Genomic DNA, 25275 nt, shown 5'->3' with positions numbered 1-25275 from the left:
CTCTAAACAAAGTGTTAATTAATTAAGAAATAATGAGGAGGTATTTATACCTCCTCGCCTTATTTACTAATTAATAGCTTTGTTCCATTTTTCTACTAACTCACTTCTATTCTTTCCTGCCCAATCTAAATCATAATTTATTAACTTTGTATCCTTTAACTCTTCAGCTAATGCTGGATCTTTAGCGTCTGTATTTGTTAAGAATTGATATGAACCAACTGTTTCACCAAGTTCTTGACCTTTTTTGCTAAGTACAAAATCAATAAATTGTTTAGCAGCTTCTTCATCTGGTCCGCCATTTAACATTGCAACAGACCCAACTTCATAACCTGTACCTTCCTTTGGAGATGTTAATACTAAATCTTTCATTCCTTCTTCTCTATACTTAATTCCGTCATGTAAGAATGAAATACCAACAATTACTTCACCTTGCCCTGCAAGTCTTGCTGGAGCTGTACCTGATTTTTCATAAGACTTAACATTTTCATTAAGTGCCTTCATATACTTTAAGCCCTCTTCCTCTCCCATTAACTGAACTATTGTAGCTAATGCTGAGTAAGCTGTACCTGATGATCCTGGATTTGCTATTGATATTTGACCCTTAAACTCTGGCTTTAATAAATCTTGCCATGATGTTGGAGCCTCAATTCCTTTTTCTTTTAAAAGCTTAGCATTTGAAACAAAACCTAAATATCCACTATAGATACCAGTCCATGCCCCTTCCTTATCTTTAAATTTATCCTCTATTTTATCTGCATTAGGAGATACATAATTTTTTAACAATTCTTCTTCTTTTGCTTGGATAAATGCATCTGCAGGTCCACCGAACCAAACTGATGCTTTTGGATTTTCCTTTTCAGCTCTTAGTCTTCCAAGTATTTCCCCAGATGACATTCTAACAGCTTCTGCTTGTATTCCTGTTTCTGCTTTAAATTCTTCCACAACCTTAACCATGTGGTCTTCCATTAATCCGCAGTATATTGTTAATTTTAAATCTTTATTTTTAACTTCTGTTTTTTCCGAACTTCCGCAACCTGCTAAAATTCCTGTTGTCATTACAGTCGCTAGTGTTAAAGCAATTAAACTTTTTCTTTTCATAATTAAACATCTCCCTAATTAAATTTGTAGTTCTTAACTATAAACTTATTTTACAGTAACCATTTACAGATATTTTTTAAAAGTAAGATTTTCACACATTAAAGTAAAAAATAAACACTTTAATTTTACTTGTCTACATATTTAACTACAAAAAAGGCTTAACCATTACGATTAAGCCTTTTCTAAATGTTGCATGGTGTCCTCAACAGGAATTTTCTTATATGTTTTTATATATTATAATCATACCTAAACTCTTATATTTTATGCCTTTAGGCAACTTTTTATATTGTTAAGGGACAAGTATTATTTTCTCAAACGTTGGAGAATAGTCCCCTACCAGTACCTCTTTTTTTTCCTTTGTCTAATAAAACTTAAAATTTAATTTCTGTTAAATATTTTTCTAACTCATCTTTTATTATAAATACTATATCTTCTCGTGTGAATGCTGATGGGAAAATTTTATTTACATAAAATGACCTTCTCACATTCCATCCATCTATATCTTCTACCTTAAAATATTGCAACACTTCTTCTATATTCTCTTTTATATAGTCGGCTTTTCTATTTAATTTTTGTAAATATCCTTTTTTCTCATTATAGAATTCATTTAATTCTTGATTTATATCATAAGGTCTTAATCTCTTATTAATATTTTTAGCATCAATAACAAAAATGGTTTTTATTTTTTCATTTACAGCTAATAAATCAATTTCTCCACAGCTAGGTTTAGCTTGTAATTTTTTTGATATTCGTCTAAAATTATCAATATTTGCTTCTACAAAACCTTTCCCTAAAATATTTTGTGATAATATTTCTAATTCTGACTCTAACTCTAAGTCTAATTTTCTGTGTATAGATTTTACTTCTTTCTTTATTTTTTCTGGTAAATTAATAGTGTATGGTACATCTCCATTATAATAATAATATATCCACATATTTGCTGATTTTAAGCACATTTCATTTCCATATATGACTTTATCATCTTTTAATAATAACGGGCTTAAATTTAATCTTTCTTTCATTCTCATTAAATTTGTATGTGTTATATAATTCATTTCATTATAACTAGTAAAATCTAACGCTACATACTTAATAACCTTCTCTATATATTCAAAATCTAATTCAGTAAAATACCTCTGTACTTCATTAATTAATCTATCCTTATTAATATAAGCAATTGGATCCCAACTCTTTAATCCCATATCAAGCTCTCCCAAAAGTTGAAGAATACTTACGATATCATATAGTCTAACTCCAAATTCTTTATCGTAAATTTCATTTATATTATTAAGTAACTCTTTTGCATTTTCATTACTACTATCTTTTTTAAGTTTATGCTCTATTAATTTATTACTATATTCATGTCCTAAAAAAATTAACTCTTTTAAATTATCTTTGACTTCAAATAATTCAGTTACTTCAACCTCATAGGCTTGCAAATTATATGTTGCCATATCATATATTAATGCCATCTCGTTTATAATAAATGAAAGTGCTAATAATCTTTTCCATCTTTCTTCCGATATATTTTTTCTTCCATTACAACCATACTTCATTATAGCCTGAATAATATACTTTATTCCCATACCATATTGAGAATTTTCTTCAAACTGCTCTTTTGCCTTTTCAATCACATCAAAATCTGTATCAGTTTCTAAATCTAATGCTCTTTCTACATTATCCTTGCTTCTTTTTGCTTCAACATACTCCAATTCCCTATAAGAATATTTTAATATACTTTCATTATACTTATTTAATTCTAACTTAATTTGTTCATTCAAATAATCTAGAATCATTTCACATATCTTCTTAGCTTCATCACCATTGTATTTACCTTTTTTTAATGATGTCGCACTTAAATTTTCAGCGATTTCTCTATTAACAATTGATATTTCTGTACTATTTGTTTTTATATATTGAGTATATCTCTGTATTTTGGGATTTAATATTGATTCATGAAATATTCCATATCGTCTTTTAGCTATAGGACAATATTTATTAGTCATTTCACTTGAAAACTCAACTAAATTACTTTCTGTTTCATTCGGAAAATTATATAGCGCTAAACTATAAATTAATTTGTTAATACAATACCTTTCTCCATCATTCTTTTCACTACTAAATATTTTAACCATATTATTTGCATCATAAATTATAAATGTATGATGTGATTTATCACCATTATTATATAACGTTCTAATAACAATTGGATTTTCTTCATTTATAAATGAAGTGTACTCTTTTAAAATTTTCATTTTATCATCTACTAATTCGATTGGTACCATTTCAACATAGTATTTTTCTCCAAATGAAAAATTAGCAAACTGAAAATTTAAACTTATTTCTTCATATAATTTATCTATATATTCTAAAAATAGTGGTTTGATAATTTTTTCTCCCAACTTTATTGCATTGTTGCTTTTTACTAATAGCATCGACTTACGATACCTTATGATAACTTTATTTTCACCTTTAAATAAAACCGTCCATGATTGCAAATTGCTCTTATTCATACACTCGTATTTATCATTACCTATTTTTTTTATTAAATTAAAATAATTAGGTTTTTCATTATTTATAAAGTCAAAAATTTTATCACTATATTTTTCATAAATGTAATTCATATAATAACTGCTCCAAGTATGTGGCTCTATATATATAAATTGTGGTAATTGTCCCTGTTCAAAAAAGGATTTATTATTTTCAATATAATAACCAAACCTATCAATCTTATCTGCTACTACAACTTGAAATCTATCTTCAATCTGTCTTTCTTCATTAAAATACTTATATAATTCGTTTAATTCTAATATGTCTAAAAATGCTATTAAATCTTGTAACTCATAATGATTGAATTTTACTTTTTGATTTTCTATTTTTACCATTCCATTTATTAATAAATTCTCATATATAACTACTGGCATAATTTTCATTTCTGAAACTACTATTTTTTCACTTTTAATGCCATTATAATTTAAAACTATTTCATCATAGCTTAATAATTTATCAAACTCTTTACTAATATTTTCATCTAAATTTATTAATTCACTTTCTGCTTTATGTATATTAAAAACTAGTAAAATTTCTTCATCAACCCTATAAAAAACACCTTTTTTTTGTAATATTTCCTGTTCATTATATTTTACACTTGATATCCTCTTATAAAAAGGAACGCTTTTATTAAAAACATCTTGAAATTTTTCTATAATATTTTCATTTACTTTATTTTTCATTTTATATCTATTAACAATATTTTTTGCAATATTAAATAATATCTCTAAGTGAAGTTGTGGAATAATGAATATTTTATTGTTATTCTCATCATTAACATATAAGATATCCATACTTACTATCAACTTGCTTGCATCATCTTTTACTGTACTCCAACTAAAATTACTTTTTATTGATAAATCATTACAAATAGCAGATTGTACCTTAAATAACTCCCACATTGTATTAACATATTTTTCTGTAGGCACATATATACATTTGCTTTCACTTACAATTTCATTTATTTTTTCATCTTTCATTAACAAACTACTTTGAAAATTTAATGAATGATTTAATATATCTCCCAGCTTTAAATTATTATCTATTTGGACATTAGAATATAAATAATCAAATTTATTCAAATTTTCATATGGTCTTTCTAATGCACCGTAATAAAAGTGTTTTTTTTTCTCATTAATATAGTATGGAATCTTTTTTCTTTGATTATATGGTATGAAATCCTCCATAAATAAAAATTCATCATTACTACTTTCATAATATTTACAAATAAAATCACTGAAAATTGTTCTTGATAAACTTGCTCCTTCAAATCCTCCAATGTCAATATTCATTAACAAGCAAATTAACTTTTCAAATCTAATTTGATAAACTTGATTATTAGGATGAATGCACGTACACTGAATCCATTTTAAAAGTCCACTAAAGCTATACTTTTTCATCCACAAAACAACAAAATCTTTCCCCATAATTTCCCCTCCTATTTTTTCAATTCCAACTTTAATATTAATAAACAAAAATAGTGACGTTATAAAACATCACCATTTTCATTCACAATACAATTAATTATGCTACTTAGTATAGACACTATATACATTAATCACCCGAGCCTTACGACAATCATAGCCTCAGCATATATCTTTTCAGTAGCAGTTACTCAGTTGCTAAACTCATGTTCAGTTGGCAATGAGTAGTACCAACTCCCTCTTAATACCTCGCTATTTGGGATTAGCGACCAATAAATCCTTTTTTAAATAGAATAATGATGTTAACACTATCACTATCCTTGTTAACAAAATATTATCCGATAAGCCAAATAATACCTTTAGCTATTTTCATTATACCATATTTTTCAAAGTTTCAATCGTAGAATTAACAATTGAGTAATAAATATATGTCAAAGAAATTAGAACTAATAATCCATTAACACCATCTATCTTCATAAATCAAATTCTCCTTATTTTTTAAGATACTATTACTTATATTCTTAAAATATTCTAAATTTGATTTGTGAATATCTATGTATGGATTCTCTTTAATGCCCTTTTTCATCCTGTTTTCTAAAGTGCCTGTATCATAAATATAACTTGGTTTTACTAACTCAGTATCTAGCCCTAAACTTTCAAATTTTTGTGCCTAATCATTAGGCGGATTATCAAAATCGCTTAATATTAATTTACTTAAGTCTTTACTATTAAATTTTATGCTATCTTGATATAACTGAATTAATATAGCTTTATATGGTGCTTTATAGACATCCATACATCTAATAACTTTATCTATGAAGTTTTCATCATCCAGACTAAAGAAGAAATCATACACATTCCCAAGTAACAGTTTAGCTGCAAAATAATCTGCATGTCTTTCGTTTAATTCCATATCGAAATTCACTTTATGTGGGCTATCTTTTAAATCTTGGTCAAATAGCATATGATAAATTTCATGCCAAGCAATAAAGTACTGATACATTCTCGGTTATGAAGTATTTATAACCGCAATCTTTAAATCTCCCTTAACTACAATTAATCCTGCAAAATATTTATCATTTATTGATATTTTAATTAGTAAATTCTTTTTTAAAATATTAAATGCTAACTTATCCGAACTCATAACTTTAGAATAATTGTAGTTAGCATATACTGTATCTATTTTAGCTTGAATTTGTTTTTCAATTTCTAAATTTTTTTTATAAGCTAATTGTTTCTATCATGATAATATGATTAGTACCTTAAACTTTTAAATATTTAATTAATTTAAATTCTAGTCACTTTTTAGGTGCTTTTAAGCAAATAAATAATGACTATATCTCAATGATATAGCCATTATTTATTATTGCTTGGTGTCCTAAGCAGAAATATCTATGTATATTGTTATATATTCTTTAATACCTACAAACACTGTCTATAATTATATATCCCATAGTAAATCTAAAACATCACCATCATCTGCTTTTCTTAACAAAGTAAATACTCTACCCAATTTATTTTGAAGCATAGATTCTTCCACAATAATATAAGTATTCTTACTTTCCTTAAACCATATACTACTATCTAATACTGATTTAATCTCTGCACTAGTATTATATGATGTTAATAACTTGTGTGCTGAAGATTTAGTTATGCTTCCATCCTTTAGTTCTTCTTTAAACGTTCCAGACATCATTTGGATATACTTTTTACCATTAGGCCAGTAAATTAACACAACAGCCTCAGCGTCTGTATGTTTCAAAACTTTTCTTGCCATTACTACAAGTGATACATTATATTTTTCAGCTAAATTCTTTATCAAAGAAATGCTTATTTTCTTATGCTTTATATCCTCTAGCAAATTACTCTTTGGCACTAGTAATTCTGAGGCAAAATCATTTGCTTGACACTCAAAATCATCATCCGACTTAAAATCCACTACATTATCACATTGTTGTAAATTTTCATGCCATGGCATTATATAATGACCAATTTCATGAGCTATAGTAAATCTTTCTCTTTGAGGGTATGCGGCTTTAGAATTATTCAAAATTATATTTCGCTTTCCACGTGATACTATTAACAATGCTTCTATTGAACATAATGGTTCGTAATTAACTTTTATATCTAACTTCTCACATACCTTATTTAAGTCTATCGGCGGAGTTAAGTCAAATGATGAAACAATATCCTGAGCATATTGCTCAGGATAGCTATATATAGAATTACTCATATTATTTGTATTTATCAATAATCTCAGTAATTCTTGAGTCTATTTCACCTTTTTTATTTCTTGCTGCTATATCATAAGAACCATTGATATATGCCTCTATATCTTTTCTATTAAATCTCCACTCTCTCCCAAACTTTACAGCCTTTACTCTACCATCTTTTATCATATTGTATATGGTTTGATTGCTTACTCTTAATAAATCCGCAACCTCAGTTAAATTTAACACATCTGGTCTCTGATCTATATTTGTAGCCTCTAAACTCTTACTAATCTTTTGAAGCATCAACGCATCTTTACTATCAATTACCATCTCTCCACATTCAGGGCACACATGTGCACTCACTCCATTTATAGTTACCTTATATTCACCCCACCCAGTATTTATCGCAGTGATTTTTTCTTCCATTTCATGATCACAAATATAGCATTTCATACTCATTATTTATGCATCTCCCTTCTTTTCAAGACATTCCCTACATGTTCCCATACCTCACCTTTAGTTCTACAAACTGTTACTATTACAGGTTTATCTCTATCTGCTACTACAGCATATACCTCTGCTTTATCTTTTGTAGCCTCTTGGAACAGTATCTTTATATCATTTAGTTCTTTTCCTATTTGAACCTCAATAGTTTTTCCTTCTGCTATACAATTAATAACTTTTTCTAAAGGAATCTTTCTTTCTGACATTCTATCCATCGCATGCTTGCTAACAATATAATCTCCCTTGTTTATCTTCTGTCTTATATTATTTTCAGCCATTGTGCCTCTAACCTTTTCTAATTCATCTATCATATATTTATTACCTCTTCTTACTTATAATATACACTTGTTAACTATAATTTACAATAAACTATTATAAATTACTATAAATTAATATAAATTATTAGCCAGTATCTCTACCATCTAATTAAACGCTCTTTCTAATTACATAATTATACTCATAATATGATTAACTTATATATTTAATATCTAACCTATCAATCTTAGCTAAATTTATAAGAATATCCGTATCTGAAATAGCAGCTGTATATTTTTTCATCTATATAATCTCATCTGGTTTATTGTAACCATACTTCTCTGGTGTTTCATTTATAAACTCTAAAAGTTGAGTTATCTTACCATAAGATATCTTTCCTTTTTCATAATTTTGTTTTGCTATTTCTAGATATTCTTTTGATACATAAGCTATCTCAGTTGGTACTATTAGAGATATATCATATCCCTCAATTTTTGTTATTTCTTCTTTCTTCGTTAAACTTTGGTATAATCTAATTGCTTAATATTAGGTATTCATCTTGTAACTTTAAGTCTTTTTTAGTTAAATTCATAATAATTAATTCCTCCACAAAGGCTCAACATTGTTGATAGTCTCAGTCTTTAATATTTTCTTTTGGTTCGTAAAGCTCATAATCATATCCTGTACCGTTTCCACTCTTTTAAGTGTTTCTTCATTCATATTTCTCTTTCTAAATAAATCAACTAAAGTCTCATCTTCATTATCATCTATCAATACTTCTACATCTAAATTCAAAATAGAGCAAATAGCCTTTATCTCAAGAGCTGATATTGATCTATTACCCGTTTCTATTTTACTTAAAGTCTCCCTACTCATTGATATACCTAAATCTTTTAAGTTATCTGATATTAATTGTTGGCTTATCTTTTTATTTCCTCTTATCTCCTTAATTCTTCCACCTATAATTTCACTTGTTAACATAGTATATACCTCCTACAATTAATATCTGTAATATACTGTTACACCTTTTTATATTTTATTCAATAGTTGCTTTTATTTTGTAACGTTTCGCAACATTTTATATAAAACTATCTATTCATATTATAAATGTAAATTAATTAAATTTTTATAAAATATTTAAACAAAATAATTTTTAGCCACTTTTTAGGCACTTTTATGTAAATAAAAATGGCTATATCTCAATGATATAGCCATTCTTTATTGTATTGTGGTGTCCTCAACAGGAATCGAACCTGTATCTGTCCCTTAGGAGGGGACTGTTCTATCCGTTTAACTATGAAGACATATAAACCAACAATTAGATTTTATTATATATAGTCTTATATGTCAATCTAATCCATGCTATATATTAATAAAATTCACTATTAATTATAAATACGCCTCTTGGTTTTAAAAATTATTTATCTATTATTCTCTTCGTCAAACATCCTATACTGTTTAAATATTCCCCAATCTTCTTTCTTATTATATTCATTCAACATAGAATTGAAATGTACAATTATAGGAACATTATCTAAATTATTATTTTCACAAAAAAATTTACGATCCCCATATCTTATTGCTGTTAATGCTAACGGCAGCTCTCTCCTAAAAATCTCATTTCTAATAGCTGTTTCTTTTATACCTTTTGATCCATCCACATGTACATATACTTTCAGTTTATATTTACCATCCTCTTTCACCCACTCTGCCAAAACTTCATCTCTAACTGGTGTTATTTTATCCCAATCATAAATTGTTCCAACAGTTACAAATAAATCTCCGGTTTCGTCTGAATGGGTCATGGTATAAGTTCTTGGTACTAATCCTTCTGTTTCTATTACCCCATTTTTAAAATCTACAAATAATTTTTTTGGTTCAAATTCAAACAAATTTTTTCTCCTAAATAATTATCTACATTTATAATATATGTAGATATTCTCCAATGTTTCACTCTATAATAATTTTTTATTTACTTTTATATCTGCCTTTTTTGTAATATACTTTAAATAAGAACATTATAAAAACCATGCTGAGAATATTTTTTAATATGACTCACATTAGGGCGCTCCAAAAAAATAACTAGTCAGATTCTGGTATATTTTTTTGCTCCCTTATAATATATTTTTACTATTGAGAGGAGATTTTAAAATTATGTTTAAAACTATTATATGGTACGCTTACTTCTTTTTAAGTATTCCATTAACTATTCCCGCTTTGATTAAGGTTAAAAAGCTGGAAAAGCAGGGACGAACAGATGAGAAGGTTGCTTTCGTTCATAAATTTACTAGCAATTGGACTAGAAAATTGCTTAAGATTCTTAATGTTAAGGTAAATGTACACGGCAAAGAAAATTTACCTAAAGATAAAAATGTATTATTTATTGGAAATCATCAAGGAAATTTTGATATCCCTATTTATATTAGTTGTATTGATATTCCTAAAGGTTTTGTAGCTAAAATTGAATTAACTAAAATGGTAGGTGTGAAAAATTGGATGGAATACATGAACTGTATTTTTATGGATAGAAGCAGCATAAGAAAGGCTGGTGAAGCTATTATTACGGGAATTAACTCTTTAAAAAGTGGTAACTCTCTAGTAGTATTCCCTGAAGGCACAAGAAGTAAAGGTGATAAAATGGGTGAATTTAAAGCAGGTAGCTTTAAACTTGCCACTAAATCTAAAGTTCCTATAGTTCCTGTAACTATGAACGGATCTTATAAAATAATGGAAGGTAATTCTAATAAGCATTTAACAAGTGCTACTGTAGATATTTATATACATCCTATGATAGAAACTGCCAACCTTTCAAAAGAAGAACAAGCTGAACTTCCAGAAAAGGTTAAATCTATAATAGGTTCAAAATTACCACCACAATAATATGGTATATAAAAAATAACAATCCAATGTGCTATGTATATTGACTAATTATTTTTTAAGACGCCTAAATGCCTTTGGATTTCTAATAATCCAAAGGCATTTATTTTTATAAATCTTATTAACTCTTCTTTTTTAATATGCTATTTTGTAATATATTAAAATGTTTATATGCACTATAACTCAATACTTATGTCGTTAAAATTATCAATTATAGTGAAAATATCATTAAAATAATATTCATATTTCTTTCCCATTTTACTTATTTTAAAAAACCCAAGTGCTACTAATACATTTAAATCTGACCTTGCGGTCTCATAGGACACCTTAGATTTTCTTTTATAATCCTCTATACTTATTTTATTATTACTTAAAACTATCATGCTATTTATAAACTTAATTTGTCTATCTTCTAATGAGACCTTCTTTTTTTCAATCAACTCTTTTATTATTTTCTTTCCATACTTAACGCTAACCTCTTTAGTCAATTCTTTAATAGAGCCTTGAAGAATTCCTACATAGTATTTAATAAAATAAGTTACATCCCCATCATTAACTATGCTATTTTCTATGGCATTATAGTATCTTCTTTCATCAGCTTTAATCAATGTTAACGTCTTACAGTGCCCCATTATTTTATATCCGTTATTTATTAAATATCTGTTTGTTATATGTTCTGCCATATCTAAGTTATACTTAACAAAAGGATTTAAATATGAAATATAAAAATGTAATATAGATGCTTTTATAACAGTATTGAAGGACTTATTAGTTTCAATAAAGTCTAATAAATCTGCTAATAACTCTTTTACAGTCTTATCATTTTCTAATTTATAAGGCTCATAATTATACATATCTACGCATTCTACTTTATTGCCACTTCTATAGACTTCTTCTTTTTCAGTATCTTTATCTCTATATGTGTTTATATAGAATTGTTCTATATTATTAGTGTTTAGCACTATAGAACAATTCATTGGACACTCTTTATTATCACTTAGCCAATTCTTATCTATAATCCTACTATCTGATAAATAATTTATTATTTCACTTTTTTCAATATAATTTATATATGTAATTATTAAATTCACATCATCTGTAATATTATACCAAATATTGTTTTTTTCATTTAATTTCATCTCAATATCTATAGATGTATCTCTTCTAGTATTGTTGATGTTTTCCCATATTATTTCCAATTCATTATCATCATATATTCTTCTTTTTAATTGATTCTTTCCAAAATACATTTTGTTAAATACTTCCATTAATTGTTTGTCCATAATGCTTCTCCCGTATAGTAATTACTAAATTAAAACTAATTATACTACTATTTTATTACTAATAAAATACTATTTTAAAAAAATTTTATTACTTAAAACAATGACTACAAATACTATTTTATAATTTTACTGTTAAAATTACATAAAATAAAAAGGGAGAGGTTTATCCTATCCCAATTATTGTAATTTATTGATTTTTGTTTTATTTGTTATTTAATCCCATATTTTTCTTCACATCTTCAACTTATTCTTATAATATTATCCAATTCCTAATTGTATTTATATTAAGTATCTTTAAAGTAATTCTTCTAATTTTATATAAGGATTTTTATATCTATTCTTTTTAATAGTAGATTTCCCTATATTAATAGCATTTCTAGGGCAGTTATTTATACAAGCCATACAATCTGTACAGTTTCCTTTCCAAACAGGCTTATCCTCTTTGAGTTCAATATTATTCACAGGGCATATTTTTTCACATACCTTGCATCCAATACAATCATCATTAACATTAAACTTTTTATCCTTATTTTTATATTTATCTCTCCAAATCTTATAGAAAGTGCTATAGATTGGATTTTTATTTTTACTTATTTCATCTACTTGTTTATCTTTAATAAGTTGAATTAATTTATCAACCTTCCATTCATTATTATCTAGTGCTACTTGAGCTCTCTCTGCTGTAGGGTTTTTACCAGCCTTAATGTAGTTTGAAATATATTTTATTTCTATTTTGTTACTTAATTTTGGGTTGTTATTACCTAATGCCTCATCTATTTGTATAAACGAATTGCGCGAGCTTCCACCTCCAGTTATTTGAACGGCAAAAACATAAGCATCCATATTCAATTTTAATTTTGAAATAAAATTTCCTACTATAATAGGAAGCCCAAAACAATGTAATGGGAAAATTATAATTGCTTTTTCGCAATTATAATCAAACATATTTTCATTATAAGCTTTTGGTATTGATACTAATTCACAGTTTTCTATTTTTTCCTTTAATCGTTTTGCTACATATAAAGAGTTACCTGTAGATGAAAAATAAAAAATTTTTGTTCCCATATTTCTTTTCCCCTTTTAAAATTATTTATATGTTTTTTCTAACTCTATTAACTTTAATTGTACATCAATATTATCTCCAGCGTAACCTCTTAATTTGTTATTTTTTCCAATTACTCTGTGGCAAGGTATTATAATAGGCAGTGAATTTGATTTATTAGCTTGCCCAATAGCTCTTATAGCTTTTTCATTATTTATTTCTTTAGCTATATAACTGTAACTCCTTGTTTCTCCATAGGGTATTTCCATTAGAGCTTTCCAAACTTCTTTTCTAAATATAGTACCTTCTATTACTATAGGTAAATTAAATTCTTTTCTTTCTCCTTTAAAATATTCATCCATTTGCTTTACTGCATCCGTGCAAAATTCTTTATCTATATTAATATCAGAATTGTTTTTTATAAACTCCTGCCATTTACTTTCTATTACTTCTATTTTTATTACTCCAACTTCATTCATTACAATATATACTTTTCCAATTTGTGTTTCTATATAATCATAAACCTCTTTCATAATTGACCTCCCTAGAATATTTTTTTACATAATCTTATATTTTAATACAATAAAATCGTTATCAACACCTTTTTTTAAATATTTTTTCATTATAGTTTGAATTAAATGATTTTATGTGCCATAATGTATTGACTAATACTAAAGAAAAGATAAGGTAATTGAAAAAGAATATATAAATATCTTAATGAAATTTTTCATAGATGTTTGAGCCTTTTTCTCTAAACTTTGCTATCGGATCAATGTTTTAGGTATCGTAGCTGTCTCTATACGAGGGCTTCTTTTAAGATCTAATCTTTTTATTAGATGTTGTAAATATAGCTCTAAAATTGCAGATATATTAGCCTAAACTGGCACAATTCTAATTAACCATTATTTCTAAAGATCCTTTAGATATATAGAGAGTCTACTACATAGGTTAAATTCTTAATCGTCGACAAATCTTATTTTGACTTTAAATACTTTTTAATATATATAAACAATGCCATTCTATATTGCATTTAGCATATTTTCCAAAAATTAAAAACGAAATCACAAATCTAAATTAATATAATTTATTAATTTAGTCAATAATAGAAGTATAGAGTTATTATATCTATATTATTTAATGTAATTTAGCATGAAAGCTTATACAGACGAAATAAATACAAAATAACTCTGTATTGTTAATAAATAGTTAGGGCATATTTGTGGGATGTAGTGTATACTAAAAAGGTTAGTACAAAGAACGGTAAAAATAAATAAACAAAATATTAGCTAATTAAATTCTCCACTTATAACTTATATAAGTGTAAATTATTTAAAAGCGAAAAAGAAAGAGGAATTATTGAATGAATGAAATCAAATTTAGCGACTTAGGTTTAAGCGAAACCCTTTTAAGATCTATAACAGACTTAGGTTTTGAAAAACCATCAGACATACAAGCAGAGGCTATTCCAGTTGCCATAGCGGGATTTGACCTTATAGGCCAAGCTCAAACTGGTACAGGGAAAACTGCAGCTTTTGGTTGTGGAATAATCAATAATATTACAGATAAAAGTGTTCTTAACGCTGTTATATTAGCTCCAACAAGAGAATTAGCTATACAAGTATGCGAAGAACTTAAAAGAATTTCAAAGCATGATAGATTAAACATCTTACCTGTATATGGTGGAGAGCCAATGCAACACCAAATAAGAGAACTAAAAAGAAACGTTAATATAGTTGTTGGAACTCCAGGTAGAGTTTTAGACCATATTAAAAGAGGAACTCTTGTTTTAGATACAGTTAAGTTCTTAGTTTTAGACGAAGCTGATGAAATGTTAAACATGGGATTCATCGACGATTTAGAAGATATAATCGGTCGTATTCCTAAAGAAAGACAAACATTATTATTCTCAGCTACTATGCCTGCACAAATCAAAAGATTAGCTTCACGTTACATGAAGCCAGATGCTAAGCATATAGCTATAAAAGCTAATTCATTAACTGTTTCAAAGATTTCTCAACATTTCTTTGAAGTTAATGGAAAAACAAGATTCGAAGCACTTTGCAGAATCTTAGATTTTGATAACCCAACTACTTCTATAATCTTCTGTAAGACTAAAAGAGGCGTTGATGAAGTTGTTTCTGGAATGCAAGGTAGAGGCTATGTAGTTGAAGGTATGCACGGAGACATGTCTCAAGCTCATAGAATCAGAACTTTAAACAAATTTAAAGAAGGTGGCTTAAACTTCTTAGTTGCTACAGATGTTGCTGCTAGAGGTATTGATGTTGACGGTATCACTCATGTTATAAACTACGATCTTCCTCAAGATGTTGAATCATATGTTCACAGAATAGGAAGAACTGGTAGAGCTAACAAGGAAGGTATCGCTTATACACTAATTACTCCAAGAGAGCAATCAATGTTGAAGCAAATTAGAAATGTTACTAAGGCTGAAATAACTAGAAAAGCTATTCCAACTGTTGAAGAAATATTTGCAACTAAATCAAGCTCAATGATTGATGAAGTTCAACAAATAATAGAAAAGAAAGATTTCGAAAAATTCGTAGCTGTTGCAACTGAATTAAACGAAAAATTTGACTCAGTTGATATAATTGCCGCTCTTATAAAGAGCCAATTCAAATCTGATATGGCTAGTGGCTATTCAGATAACGCTTTAGACTCTCCTAAGGGTGAAGATGTTCGTCTGTTCATATCAGTTGGTAGAAGAGATGGCTTAACTCCAAAGGGACTTGTAAGCTTCATTCAAGAAACAGCTAACGTTAAACCAACAGCTGTTGGAGATATAGATATATTAGAAAACTTTGCTTTTGTAAATGTTACTCCTGATATCCAATCTAAAGTTATGGATACATGTATAGGACAAAGATTACACAATAGAAAAGTTAATATAGAAGTTGCTAACAAAAGAAAAAGATAATATCTTTAAATAGTAAAGACGAGAAGTAATTTATTACTTCTCGTCTTTTATTTAGTAATATTTTAAAAATAACTAGTTATTATTAAAATATTTATTTAGATTCCTTATCTTATTTCAACTTTTTTTTAGTGCCTTCATATAAGTACTCTAAATAATCTATTTCTACGCCTTCTTTTTTAAGAAATTGTATTCTCTCTCCAGCTTTTTCAATAGCTTCTTTTGCTTCTTTAAAATCTTTAAGAGATATACATCTAGTTGTATAAAGTATTAAGTAATCTACTCGCTTAGCAATTTGAGCCAAATCTTCTCTATTGTCATTTACTAAATGTAATAAAATAGCATACACCTTTGGTGTAGTTGTAAGCTTGGAATTATGTAATAAATCATTATTTTTACTATTAATCTTTGCCATGGTTTCACCTCTAACCTATATTTATTTATCTACATTATATTCTATTTATTTTTATAGTCTATATTATATATCAAAATTAAAATTTTTAATATATTTTTCCCATTTAATTACCATTGACGATTTTCTATTAATGACATATAATATTAATTGTAGCAGAGATATTAAATATCAAGCTAATAATATCGCGGGGTGGAGCAGTTGGCAGCTCGTTGGGCTCATAACCCAAAGGTCATAGGTTCAAGTCCTATCCCCGCAACCAAATAGTTAAACCAATTACATTATTGTAATTGGTTTTTTCGTATTTAAATTGTTTTTGTATATTTTTCGTTATATTTCCTAATGCTTATATATATAAGGCATATTTGACTTGTTATTTTTTTAATACCTTATAATTAAAATTTAAAGGGTGATTAAATGAAAAGATCCATTCACTTATTACTAATTTTACTATTATTAAGTTTATCGCTTCCTATTTCTAGCGTTAAATCTTATGAGTTATATAATGCTAATAAGGAAAGTTTAAATAATAAATATATTATTTTTATAGACGTTAATCAATTAACTCTATCTCTATTAGATTCAGAAACTAAAGAAGTAAAAAAATCCTATCCTGTTGCAATTGGAAAGAAAGCTACGCCTTCTCCAATTGGTAACTGGAAAATTTCTAGTAAAGCTCTTATGAATGGTCCATTTGGTGGTTACTGGCTTGGTTTAAACGCACCTTGGGACACTTATGGTATTCATGGTACCAGCAATCCTGATTCAATAGGTTCTATGGCTTCTAGCGGGTGTATAAGAATGTTTAATAATAATGCCCAGGAACTTTACTCCTTAGTTGATTATGGTACTCCCGTTATTATATCTAGTGGCCCAAGTTGGCTTTTTTCTAGCTATGTCAGGGATATCAACCGTAATGATAAAGGAGCAGATGTGTATGAAGTTCAAAGACGGCTTCAATCCTTAGGATATTTTAAAGAAAAACCTGATGGTATTTATAACTACTCTCTTGAAATAGCAGTGGAAAATTATAGGAAAGATACGAACTTACCAGGAACATCACTTATAGATAAAAAGTTCTTAAATAGTATTGGTATTTTTAAATTTGAATAAAGTAGTTATATATAATATTTTATTCAAAATATTTTTAAGGCAAAAGAAATAGGAATATCCTATGCAGATACTCCTTTTTTCTATATATTATCATTATAATAAGATTTACTATTTTTGTTACGATACATCGCTTCATCAGAACGGTTTAATAATTCTTCAATATTTTCTCTATTAGGATTATAAATTGCTATTCCATAGCTAAATTTGATTTTATATTCTTTACCACTATTTTTATTGTATTCCTCTAACTTATTAATTAAATCTTTTATAAACTTTTTTATTAAAAATTCATTATCATCTTTTATTAGAATAATAAATTCATCGCTCCTTAGTCTAATAGTCTTAATATGTGTACCAAAGACATCCTTTAATAATGAAGCAAAAATTTTTATAGATTGGTCACCTTCATAGTGACCATAATTATCATTAATATATTTAATACCGTCTAAATCTATGTTTATCGCTGTTAATTTAAGATTATTTTTTTTCTTTAACTTATCAATATAAATATAATATTCTAATCTATTTTCTAATCCAGTTAATGAATCTTTTTTTGAATTATCATTTAAAATGAAAGTATACATTATAATAATCGAAATACCCCAACTGCTCCATATAGTAAGATATATATCATATTTAAACTGTATAACCCCTAATATAAATGGTATTAATACTACTAATTTAAATGTAGTTAATTCCTCCTTATTCACCTCCATTCTATTAACCCATAGAAATATTAGGGTTAATAGAAAATAAAAGCAATTCACTAAAGGGGATATTAAAAACATAGGTCCTATTAAATATGTATTTCCTATTGTAATCTTAAATATATATTTAAATATATATTCAAGTCTATAATTTAATAAACAAATTATTAAATTAACTAATAATGGTATTGATAATAAACATATTATTTTCCTATCAATTTTCTTATATATCCACTTATTAAATAAAATGCAAATAAGGAATATCGGAAAAGGAGCTAGTGAAAATTCTATAATATTTATAACCTTCTGAATTACTATGCTATCTAGATAATCAATTTTATTGTACATGACTCTTAAAATTTCAAGTATTAACATAACTAATATAATAATCTTTGTACTAATAAATAAGTTAAATATATTACTACTCCTATTTAACTTAAAATAAGCATGCACTATTGTTACAACAAGTAATAAACTCATAAAAATATTTATCTGAAGTTCTAATAACATACTGATACAGTATCCCCCCTTATCCTTTTATAATCCCTTGAAAAATTTAATTATCTTTTCATTGAACGTTACAATTTTTCTATCTAGTATAATATTCAAAATAGCAAATGTCATTTTTCTATCAACATATGTTCTTTATAATGGTCAATTTTTTAACATTACTATTATAAAATAGTGTATCATATATTCTTTTATTTTTATGTCTTATTTTGTCATATTTCTATTTTTTTCGTCATCATTCTCTTACCCACCTACATTGTAGTCATCTCCTCCCTCCTATTTAAAAATTATTAATTTCCATCTAAATTTAAACAAAAAAGAGGATGCAATTCACCCTCTTTTTTTAACTACTTAAATATAATTAATTTTTCTATTTCTATTCTAAAATCTTTTTTAATTTATTCTGAACTAACCATAACTTCTTTTGTTTTCTATTGAAGGCAACTAGTCTAGTTTTACTATTCTTATTTTCTTCAATTAATTTTATATATTCTTCGTCAGCAATTCTTAATGCATCTTTAATAACTAAAAGTTCCTCACTCGTAAACATATTTTTTCCTCCTTTTTTTTAATGCATCTTCAAAAATATACATATCATCTTAATTTTTTATTTTTTCAAATGCCTAATATATTAAATAAATTATATTAATATTATAAACCTATAAACAGAAAAAGAGAAAGGCTTTGCCTTTCTCTAAAAAATATATTTAATTTAACCTATTTTGCTTTCAATTTGCAAATTATTTTATCCCATTAATAAAGAAGTTAATTAAAAACAATACACTTACTATATACATAATAGGATGAACATCTTTAGTCTCTCTCTTTGTTATTTTAGCAATACAGTAACATATAAATCCTGCTGCTACACCATTTGAAATGCTATAAGTAAATGGCATAAATGTTACTATAAAGAAAGCTGGCATTGCCACTTCAAACGTGCTCCAATCGATCTTGCTAAATGACTCCATCATTAGCACTCCAACAACTATTAAAGCTGGTGCAGTTGCTGCCGCTGGCACCATTCCCATTATAGGAGATAAAAATAAAGATACTAAGAATAAACCTGCAACAGTAACTGATGTTAACCCTGTTCTTCCACCCTCGCTTATTCCTGATGCACTTTCAACATAAGTAGTAGTATTACTTGTTCCAAGCAATGCTCCTATTGAAGTTGCTGTAGCATCTGCAAATAAAGCTCTTTCTAATTTTGATGAAAAAGTATTTCCTTCTGAAAATAACTTTTCATCATTAGAATCAAAAATTCCTGCTTTTCTTCCAGTTCCTAAAAAAGTTCCAATACTATCAAATGTATCTGATAAGGAAAAAGCAAAAATTGTTGTAAATACTAAGAAGAATTTAGATGGATCACTAAACAATCCTGCAAAATCTAATTTAAAAAATGTTGGAGCAATACTAGGTACCGCAAAACTTATTGCGCTAAAATCTGGTACTTGTGTAACTCCTGTAAATATACCTATTGCTGTAGTTGAAATAATACCTACAAGAATAGCACTTTTAAGCTTTAAAAGCATAAGGACTATTGTTATTAATAAACCTATTAATGCTAATTGAGATACTGGATCTTTAAAATTAGTTAAAGAAGGTATTATATCACTATATCCAGTAGATTCTCCTGCTGAAAAAACCTTATTAACCCCTTCTCCTGTAAATGATAAAAACCGAGCTTGCTTAATTCCAATATAAGCTATAAATAAACCTATGCCCCCTGAAATAGCATATTGAAGAGATTCTGGTATAGCTTTTATTATCATTTTTCTAATTTTTGTAGTTGTTATTATTATATTTATAATCCCGCAAATAAAAACCATTGCTAACCCTTGTTGCCAAGTAAATCCTAACCCAAAAACTACTGTAAATGTGAAAAATGCATTTAATCCCATCCCTGGTGCTTGTGCAAAAGGAACATTAGCAACTAACCCCATAACTAAAGTACCTATAACTGCTGCTATTATAGTTGCAACAAATACAGCTCCTTTATCCATTCCCGTTGCAGATAAAATCATTGGATTTACGAACAATATATATGCCATTGTTAAAAAGGTTGTTAACCCCGCAACCATTTCGGTTTTTACATCCGTTCCGTTTTCTTTTAATTTAAAAAACTTTTCCATATTAAAAGGCCCCTTCTTTTTTCCGAATATTATAACCCCATTTTATCATATCATTCGTATTTTATCAATTCTTTTATATTTTTTGTATTTTCCTAATCATTATGTTTGCTTTTTTATATTATTAATTTAAACTAAGGCATCTCTAAATATTTCAATTACCTAAATATATTTAGCCGTCAATGACTTTCCACATTTACGTAATTCTACAGGCGTTCCCTCAAATACTATTTCTCCACCATGTGTTCCACCACCTGGCCCAATATCAATAATCCAATCAGCATTTTTAATCACTTCTATATTATGTTCAATTATTATTACTGTATTTCCGTTATTTACAATGTTATGAACTATATTAATAAACTTTTCAATATCGGCCATATGAAGACCTGTAGTAGGCTCATCCATTATATATACTGAACTTTCCTTATGTAACTCACTTGCAAGCTTTAATCTTTGACATTCTCCACCTGATAAAGTATCAAGGGTCTGACCTAATGTTAAATATCCAATTCCCATTTCATTTAGGCTCTCTAGCTTAGTCTTTATTGACTTTAATTTAAAAAATTCTATTGATTCTGAAACTGTCATATCAAGAATATCTATTATATTTTTTTCTTGGAATTTGTATTCTAAAACTTGTTTTTTAAATCTTTTACCTTCGCATATCTCACAAGTACTCTTTACATTCTCCATAAAAGCAAGATTTGTTTCTATAACTCCAGTTCCATTACAGTTCTCACATGCCCCTTCTGAATTATAGCTAAATAATGATGGATTAACTTCATTAGCTTTAGCAAAAGCTTTTCTTATATTATCCATAATTGCACTATAAGTTGCTAGGTTGGACCTTGAGTTTGCACCAATTTGACTTTGGTCTATTAATACTGCATCTTTGTTTTGTTTTAAGAATTCATACTTCATAAGTGTACTCTTACCAGAACCTGCAACACCAGTTACTACTGTTAATACATCTTTTGGAATTGAAACCGAAATATTTTTCAAGTTATTTTTAGTACAATTAGTAACTTCTAAATACCCTTTATGACTCCTTGGATTTTCATTTATTGAAAGACTATTATTTAAAGCATTACCTGTAAGTGTCCCTGATGTTAATAGGTCTATATAACTTCCATGATATACAATGTTCCCACCGTTAACTCCTGCACGTGGTCCTACATCTACAATATAATCTGCAATTTTAATTACATCAGGATCATGCTCTACTACTATTACCGTATTACCTTTATCCCGTAGCTTCATTAAAAGGTTATTTAGCTTATGAACATCTCTTGGATGAAGTCCTATACTTGGCTCATCAAATATATACATCAAATCTACAAGGTTACTATTTAAATGCTTTACCATCTTAATACGTTGAGATTCTCCACCTGAAAGAGAAGATGTTTCTCTTTCTAAAGTTAAATATCCAAGACCTATATCTATAATATTATTTAACTTTTCTATTATACCTTTAACCAAAGGTACAGCTTCCTGCTCATTAATTTCTGATATAACATTTACAAGTTCATCAAGTTGCATACTAGTCAGATCTGCAATATTATAGCCATTAATTAAACACTTATATACTGCTTGATTAAGTCGTTTTCCTTCACATAATGGACATTCACCTCCAGTAAGCAACTTACTTAATTTTTTCTTAGAAGCTTCTGATGTTTCTCCCTCTTTCTTTAAGTATAGTCTATTAAATTTAACTATTAATCCTTCATAAGTTAAGTTCATAGTACCAATTTCATCTATCTTTATTTTTTCTGCCTCTCCATATAAAAATTTATGTAACTCTTCTTTTGAATAGTTACAAACTTTTTTATCATTATCAAAGAAACCTGATTCCGTAAATAGTTTCCAATGCCAAGAACCAACTCCAAACCCTGAGAGTAATATAGCTCCTTCATTTAAAGACTTACTTTTATCAAGAATCATATCCATATCTACTGTTAGTTTTTTCCCAAGGCCTTCACACTCTGGACACATACCATTTACATCATTAAAAGAAAACATATTAGCTTTTCCTATATATGGACTTCCACACCTTGAGTATAAAGCTCTAAGAAATGAATTAATATCAGTTATTGTTCCTAAAGTTGATCTAGAGTTTCCACCAATTCTTTTTTGGTTAATAATTATTGGTGTTGATAAATTTTCAATACAATCGGCCTTAACACTACCATACTTAGGCAGAAAATTTCTTATGAACGCACTAAAAGTTTCATTTAACTGCCGTTGAGCTTCCTTTGCTACAGTCTCAAAAACAATAGATGACTTACCTGAACCAGATACCCCTGTAAATATTGTAATCTTTCTCTTTGGTATCTTTAATGAAACATTTTTTAAATTATTTTCCCTACATCCTTTTAACGTTATATATTCTTCGTTCATTTACATTCCTCCATTTATTATTATATTTAATTTTAACACATTTACTACAATTTATATTTGTCTCATTACCTCTAAATTCAAAATATTTAACCCAATATTCTTTAACGTAAAATAAGAAGGAGTACCCATTACAGATATTCCTTCTCCCTCACTTAAATCATCATATAGCGTTACTAATATGGTTGCTTTTCACATTCTAACATTTTTACACTATTACAACATTTTATAAGAAATTCATTGTTGTACAATCCATTGAGTCACAATTTTTAACAACTTCATTTAGTTGCTTTTTTAAAAAATTTAACTCCTTTATTTTAATATCAATTGTATCTATTTTATCACTAACTATAGTTTTGAGTTCTTTATTATTAGCATCACCTAGAGATAGAAGATTTATAATTTTACTAATCTCTTTTAGGGTAAATCCATTATTTTTACATAATATTATGAACTGAATTATCTCAACATATTTTTCTGAATACACTCTGTATTCATTTTCCAGTCTTTTAGGCTCTGGTATCAATCCAATTTTTTCATAGTACCTTATAGTATCAATTTTTATTTTTAAAATATTTGCAAGTTCACCAATCTTATAAGATTTCATATTTATCTCCCTATTATTTGTTTGAGTTTTATTTCCAGCTATTTTAGTACTTCCATATTATGCAGAAAAACGGACCAATACTTTATTTAAAAAACTTTTTTTCATTTTATCTGTACCACTGGTTGTATAACTACTATTTAACCACTTAACATTTTTAATTCCAATCCCCTTCAATGTACCTTGAATAAAAGAACGTTTTATTGGATTTCCTACTAAGTATTTTAGATACCAAGTCGGTACCTCTGACGTTGTTATAACTGTAGTGACTTTAATATTAGTTAATAGACCCTTTAATCCATATTTACCCTCAATATAAGCATAATTCTTCAACATTACTTTATCAATGAACCCCTTTAGAATAGCTGGTAAATCAAACCACCATATAGGGAAAATAAAAACTAATTCGTCAGAATCTTTTAACATCATCTGATACTTTTTTACCAAATCATCTTTAAACTCCCCTTTTGAATACAAGGAAAGCTCCTCCTCTCTAAGCACTGGGTCAAAATTTTCCTTATTTAAATCAATAATCTGATATTCCTTTTTCATTTTTTTAAACTGCTCCACCGTTGTGTCCATTATAGCTTTATTAAAGCTCCCATGCCAGGGATGAGCAAGGATAATAGTTGTTTTCACTCTCTGTCACTCTCCTTATTAGTTGTTTTTATTTATGGATAACTCAAACTTATTCGAAAATTACACTCTGCGATTACCTCTAATTATTGTTACCTTAATTAAAGTATAAACCCTAGAGTATACTCTAGGGTCAATAGAATTTTTTAATTTAGTATATTAAATCTAGTTTATAATTAAAAACCCATATATTAAAATACTAAAATGTACCCTATAGCATAGTCAGTAAAAAAAAGTCTACCTATAGGGTATTTTTATGTACAATAAGGTAAACAACATTAGGGGTGCTGACTATGAGCGGAAAACTTTTTAACAATAAAGAAATTGAAATACTTTCTAGTAATAAATATGTAAAGAAAGTGAGCGAAAAGGCTATTGCATATACTGAAGACTTTAGAAATATATTTATTATAGAATCTGATAAATGAAAATTTTCTAAGCTGATATTTGACGAGTGTGGATCTGATATAAATATTATAGGTATAGAAAGAATAAAATCTGCATCTAAGAGAAGGGTACCTTTTATTGTGACCTCCCCCCTATTGCATTACGATTGTTGTTTTTCTTCCATTGCTACAGAGACCAT

General features: G+C 27.5%; 22 protein-coding genes, 2 tRNA genes and 1 pseudogene. 5 read left to right on the top strand and 20 right to left on the bottom strand.

Annotation, left to right across the window (positions count from 1 at the left end; genetic code table 11):
- Positions 1-66: 66 nt before the first annotated feature.
- The 10 genes from J1C67_RS06520 to J1C67_RS06480 form a co-directional block, all read right to left on the bottom strand.
- The gene (locus tag J1C67_RS06520; protein ID WP_167867216.1) at positions 67-1098 is read right to left on the bottom strand and encodes an ABC transporter substrate-binding protein; all 1032 of its coding nucleotides are present in this window, start codon (positions 1096-1098) and stop codon (positions 67-69) included.
- Positions 1099-1469: 371 nt separating this feature from the next.
- The gene (locus J1C67_RS06515; RefSeq protein WP_167867215.1) at positions 1470-5075 is read right to left on the bottom strand and encodes a hypothetical protein; all 3606 of its coding nucleotides are present in this window, start codon (positions 5073-5075) and stop codon (positions 1470-1472) included.
- 667 nt (positions 5076-5742) lie between these two features.
- On the bottom strand, positions 5743-6075 hold the full coding sequence (locus tag J1C67_RS06510) for an ImmA/IrrE family metallo-endopeptidase (RefSeq protein WP_167867214.1): 333 nt from the start codon (positions 6073-6075) through the stop codon (positions 5743-5745).
- A 6-nt stretch (positions 6076-6081) separates the two neighbouring features.
- On the bottom strand, positions 6082-6216 hold the full coding sequence (locus J1C67_RS19635; RefSeq protein WP_279286200.1) for a hypothetical protein: 135 nt from the start codon (positions 6214-6216) through the stop codon (positions 6082-6084).
- 297 nt (positions 6217-6513) lie between these two features.
- Positions 6514-7305 carry an ImmA/IrrE family metallo-endopeptidase gene (locus J1C67_RS06505; protein ID WP_167867213.1) on the bottom strand — a complete coding sequence of 264 codons (792 nt, stop codon included), beginning with the start codon at positions 7303-7305 and terminating at the stop codon, positions 6514-6516.
- Between the two features lies 1 nt (position 7306).
- Positions 7307-7744 carry a helix-turn-helix domain-containing protein gene (locus tag J1C67_RS06500; protein WP_207253567.1) on the bottom strand — a complete coding sequence of 146 codons (438 nt, stop codon included), beginning with the start codon at positions 7742-7744 and terminating at the stop codon, positions 7307-7309.
- On the bottom strand, positions 7744-8100 hold the full coding sequence (locus J1C67_RS06495) for a DUF4258 domain-containing protein (RefSeq protein ID WP_207253566.1): 357 nt from the start codon (positions 8098-8100) through the stop codon (positions 7744-7746). Before J1C67_RS06495 ends, J1C67_RS06500 begins: the two co-directional genes overlap by 1 nt.
- A 541-nt stretch (positions 8101-8641) precedes the next feature.
- Entirely contained in the window at positions 8642-9025 is a 384-nt protein-coding gene (locus tag J1C67_RS06490) for a helix-turn-helix domain-containing protein (RefSeq protein ID WP_167867212.1), read from the bottom strand.
- A 248-nt stretch (positions 9026-9273) separates the two neighbouring features.
- Positions 9274-9348, bottom strand: a tRNA-Arg gene (locus tag J1C67_RS06485).
- A gap of 117 nt (positions 9349-9465) precedes the next feature.
- Positions 9466-9936, bottom strand: a complete 471-nt coding sequence (locus tag J1C67_RS06480; protein WP_167867211.1) for a staygreen family protein — start codon at positions 9934-9936, stop codon at positions 9466-9468.
- 262 nt (positions 9937-10198) lie between these two features.
- Between J1C67_RS06480 and J1C67_RS06475 the strand changes: the two genes are divergently transcribed.
- On the top strand, positions 10199-10924 hold the full coding sequence (locus J1C67_RS06475; RefSeq protein ID WP_167867210.1) for a lysophospholipid acyltransferase family protein: 726 nt from the start codon (positions 10199-10201) through the stop codon (positions 10922-10924).
- A 173-nt stretch (positions 10925-11097) separates the two neighbouring features.
- Here the strand turns inward: J1C67_RS06475 and J1C67_RS06470 are convergent, their stop codons facing one another.
- The 3 genes from J1C67_RS06470 to J1C67_RS06460 all read right to left on the bottom strand — a co-directional run bounded on the left by J1C67_RS06470 (position 11098) and on the right by J1C67_RS06460 (position 13779).
- A complete protein-coding gene (locus J1C67_RS06470; protein ID WP_167867209.1) occupies positions 11098-12204 on the bottom strand; it encodes a Fic family protein in 1107 nt (368 codons plus the stop codon).
- Positions 12205-12498: 294 nt separating this feature from the next.
- Positions 12499-13269, bottom strand: coding sequence for an EFR1 family ferrodoxin (locus tag J1C67_RS06465; protein WP_167867208.1), 771 nt, complete (start codon positions 13267-13269; stop codon positions 12499-12501).
- A gap of 21 nt (positions 13270-13290) precedes the next feature.
- Complete coding sequence (locus tag J1C67_RS06460) at positions 13291-13779, bottom strand: methylated-DNA--[protein]-cysteine S-methyltransferase (protein WP_167867207.1); 489 nt, start codon at positions 13777-13779, stop codon at positions 13291-13293.
- 827 nt (positions 13780-14606) lie between these two features.
- Here J1C67_RS06460 and J1C67_RS06455 point away from each other — a divergent pair.
- A complete protein-coding gene (locus J1C67_RS06455; protein ID WP_167867206.1) occupies positions 14607-16181 on the top strand; it encodes a DEAD/DEAH box helicase in 1575 nt (524 codons plus the stop codon).
- Between the two features lie 109 nt (positions 16182-16290).
- Here the strand turns inward: J1C67_RS06455 and J1C67_RS06450 are convergent, their stop codons facing one another.
- Complete coding sequence (locus tag J1C67_RS06450; RefSeq protein WP_167867205.1) at positions 16291-16593, bottom strand: hypothetical protein; 303 nt, start codon at positions 16591-16593, stop codon at positions 16291-16293.
- A gap of 183 nt (positions 16594-16776) precedes the next feature.
- Between J1C67_RS06450 and J1C67_RS06445 the strand changes: the two genes are divergently transcribed.
- Both J1C67_RS06445 and J1C67_RS06440 read left to right on the top strand, forming a co-directional pair.
- Positions 16777-16852, top strand: a tRNA-Met gene (locus tag J1C67_RS06445).
- 155 nt (positions 16853-17007) lie between these two features.
- Positions 17008-17703, top strand: coding sequence for a L,D-transpeptidase family protein (locus J1C67_RS06440; RefSeq protein ID WP_167867204.1), 696 nt, complete (start codon positions 17008-17010; stop codon positions 17701-17703).
- 80 nt (positions 17704-17783) lie between these two features.
- Here the strand turns inward: J1C67_RS06440 and J1C67_RS06435 are convergent, their stop codons facing one another.
- The 6 genes from J1C67_RS06435 to J1C67_RS06410 form a co-directional block, all read right to left on the bottom strand.
- Entirely contained in the window at positions 17784-18920 is a 1137-nt protein-coding gene (locus J1C67_RS06435) for a GGDEF domain-containing protein (RefSeq protein WP_207253565.1), read from the bottom strand.
- A 376-nt stretch (positions 18921-19296) separates the two neighbouring features.
- Positions 19297-19470 carry a hypothetical protein gene (locus J1C67_RS06430; RefSeq protein ID WP_167867202.1) on the bottom strand — a complete coding sequence of 58 codons (174 nt, stop codon included), beginning with the start codon at positions 19468-19470 and terminating at the stop codon, positions 19297-19299.
- Between the two features lie 190 nt (positions 19471-19660).
- Positions 19661-21055, bottom strand: a complete 1395-nt coding sequence (locus tag J1C67_RS06425) for an NCS2 family permease (RefSeq protein ID WP_089972054.1) — start codon at positions 21053-21055, stop codon at positions 19661-19663.
- 159 nt (positions 21056-21214) lie between these two features.
- Positions 21215-23452, bottom strand: coding sequence for an ATP-binding cassette domain-containing protein (locus J1C67_RS06420; RefSeq protein ID WP_167867201.1), 2238 nt, complete (start codon positions 23450-23452; stop codon positions 21215-21217).
- Positions 23453-23675: 223 nt separating this feature from the next.
- Positions 23676-24056 carry a MerR family transcriptional regulator gene (locus J1C67_RS06415; RefSeq protein WP_167867200.1) on the bottom strand — a complete coding sequence of 127 codons (381 nt, stop codon included), beginning with the start codon at positions 24054-24056 and terminating at the stop codon, positions 23676-23678.
- 57 nt (positions 24057-24113) lie between these two features.
- Positions 24114-24692 carry an NAD(P)H-dependent oxidoreductase gene (locus J1C67_RS06410; RefSeq protein ID WP_167867199.1) on the bottom strand — a complete coding sequence of 193 codons (579 nt, stop codon included), beginning with the start codon at positions 24690-24692 and terminating at the stop codon, positions 24114-24116.
- A 290-nt stretch (positions 24693-24982) separates the two neighbouring features.
- Between J1C67_RS06410 and J1C67_RS19380 the strand changes: the two are divergent.
- Positions 24983-25201 (top strand): annotated as a pseudogene (locus J1C67_RS19380) (HTH domain-containing protein); the annotation flags it as partial.
- Between the last annotated feature and the right edge of the window lie 74 nt (positions 25202-25275).

It is taken from the genome of Clostridium gasigenes, from assembly GCF_017348895.1.
GTDB lineage: Bacteria > Bacillota > Clostridia > Clostridiales > Clostridiaceae > Clostridium > Clostridium gasigenes.
This window is presented reverse-complemented; position numbering and strand designations above follow the sequence as displayed.